Annotated in this window: 1 protein-coding gene and 1 pseudogene; both read left to right on the top strand. The window is 67.1% G+C overall.

Features of this window, described 5'->3' with window-relative positions:
• Nucleotides 1-143: pseudogene (locus VKI00_RS15115) on the top strand (adenosine deaminase); the annotation flags it as partial.
• A gap of 125 nt (nucleotides 144-268) precedes the next feature.
• Nucleotides 269-1,483 carry an IS110 family transposase gene (locus VKI00_RS15110; protein ID WP_324438684.1) on the top strand — a complete coding sequence of 405 codons (1,215 nt, stop codon included), beginning with the start codon at nucleotides 269-271 and terminating at the stop codon, nucleotides 1,481-1,483.
• Nucleotides 1,484-2,349 lie beyond the last annotated feature (866 nt).

The following is a 2,349-nucleotide window of genomic DNA, read 5'->3' as shown; positions in this document are numbered from 1 at the left end:
TGGTGGAGGCGTTCGGCTACGGGTGGAGCGACCTGGCGCGCTTCACGATCAACGCGATGAAGTCGGCGTTCATCCCGTTCGATGAGCGCCTCGCGCTGATCGACGAGGTGATCAAGCCCCGGTTCGCCGTGCTGATCGGCTGATATAGATCGGGGTGGTCCTTCACAAACGCCCCCGGGGGTGTCAGGAAGGGATCTGTAAGTGATTCCTTTTGAGGTCCGTGTGTTGGCGCACGCGGGTTCTCCTGGCACACCCCGGAGGTGTTGTTGTGTCTGTGCAAGTTGCTCCAGTCACGCCGTCCACGATCGTCGTTGCGGGCGATGTCGGCAAGACCTCGGCGATGCTGTCGGTGACAGACAGCACCCGTAACCGGTTGTTGGGTCCTGTCGAGTTTGTGATGAGCCGTTCCGGCTTGGCTGGGGCGGTGCATCGAGTGGTGGCCGTGGTGCCGCCAGCTGCCCAGGTGAAGGTGGGTGTGGAAGCGGCGGGGCATTACCACCGCCCGGTGCTGGACTATGGGTGGCCGGTGGGGTGGGAGGTGTTGGAGTTCAATCCAGCCCATGTCGCCGAACAACGTCGGGTCGCGGGCCGGCGGCGCGTCAAGACCGATGTGATCGACCTGGAAGCGATCACCGAGCTGGCGCTGGCCGGGCGAGGGCAGGTGATCACCGAGCGTGCGGTGCGCATCGGTGAGCTGGCGGCCTGGGCTGCTCACCGATCGCGGCGGGTCGCTACCCGGACGGCGACGAAGAATCAACTGCTGGGTCAGCTCGACCGTGCCTTTCCGGGGTTGACGCTGGCGTTGCCGGATGTGCTGGGCACCAAGATCGGTCGGCTGGTCGCCGCCGAGTTCGCCGACCCGGCCCGGCTGTGCGCGCTGGGGGTAAACCGGCTGATCCGTTTTGCCGCGGTCCGCGACGTGGCGGTGCGTCGCCCGGTCGCCGAACGTGTGGTGAGCGCGGCTCGCGACGCACGACCGACCCGCGACGCTGTCGTTGCCCGTCGGGTGCTGGCCACCGACTTGGGGTTGCTGGCCGATCTGGACACCCAGATCGAGAACGCCGAGCGCCAATTGGCCGCATTGCTGCCCGTCAGCCCGTTCGCCACGCTGACCTCGGTTCCCGGCTGGGGTGTGGTGCGGGCAGCCAACTACGCTGCCGCGCTCGGGGATCCAGACCGATGGCCGGGACCCCGGCAGATCTACCGGGCGTCGGGACTGTCCCCGATGCAATACGAATCAGCCGGCAGACGCCGCGACGGCAAGATCAGCCGCGAGGGCAGCGTGGCGCTGCGCCAAGCCCTGATCGACCTTGGTATCGGACTATGGCTCACCGATCCCGCGGCCAAAGCCTATGCCGCCGCACTGAAATCACGCGGCAAGCCCGGCGGGATCATCGGCTGCGCCCTAGCCCACCGCGCCACCCGCATCGCCCACGCCCTGGTCCGCGACCACGCCACCTACGACCCGTCCCGCTGGAGCTGAGCACTCACCCGCTCGGGGTCCTTCCTCGGTCCCGGCAATCCGCGCCGGCGACGCAGGAGCTGTCCACCTGCAGCGCCCGCAGCGCAGCGAGGACGAACGACGTGAACAGCGACGAGCACCGGCGCACCCTGACCGGCCGAGGAAAACCCCTACCCATCACCCGTCAACAGGAAGGCGGCACCACCCTCGAGATTGGCCCTTCACAACTCCGGCCGGTAGTGCCACGCTGAAAGGTACGACGAAGGGCCGGACCAGATGCCGTATCGGCTATGGCGGACCCATTCGGGTTACGCCGAAGCTAGCTTGGCACCCGGCCCTTCGCCCTCACAGCAGCCCGAACAACGCCAGATGACCCACCAACGGTAGAGGTCGCATACATCAGCGTGGGCGCTCGGCACCCCCAACAGCACACGCCAACCCGGTCCAAGAAGCCGACGCCAGAACCCACACCGGCGACGATGCCCAACGGCCAACCCATGACTTGACACGAACTACAGCCAGCTAGCTGTCGCGAAGCACCTCGCCCAGTCGGTCCGCGAACTCTTTCGTCGAGGTGAGGAACCCGCCGTGGTCGCCGGGAAATACGATGGACGGTGCTTCGAGCAGTTCGGCGAGCGCGAGGGATGTTCGGTAGGTGAGCAGGCGGGTCGAACCGGCGCCGATGCCGACGACGACCCGGGGTCGGGCCGCTCCTCATTGCGTGGGTGTCAGGCAGATAGCGCGTCGTGGGACGCAGTTCGTGGTCGAAGAACCGTGCGCTGTTGGCCAGATTCGATGCCGGCGACCCAGCGGCTCCGGTGTCCTGTTCGGGCGGCGCCCCCTGGCGGCCCGTGTCGAAACCGGCGTTGGCCATGAACTTCATCCAC

The sequence above is a fragment of the Mycobacterium sp. genome (assembly GCF_035314665.1).
Classification (GTDB): Bacteria; Actinomycetota; Actinomycetes; order Mycobacteriales; family Mycobacteriaceae; genus Mycobacterium.
Note: the sequence above shows the minus strand (reverse complement) of the source record. Positions and strands in the feature narration are given on the sequence as shown.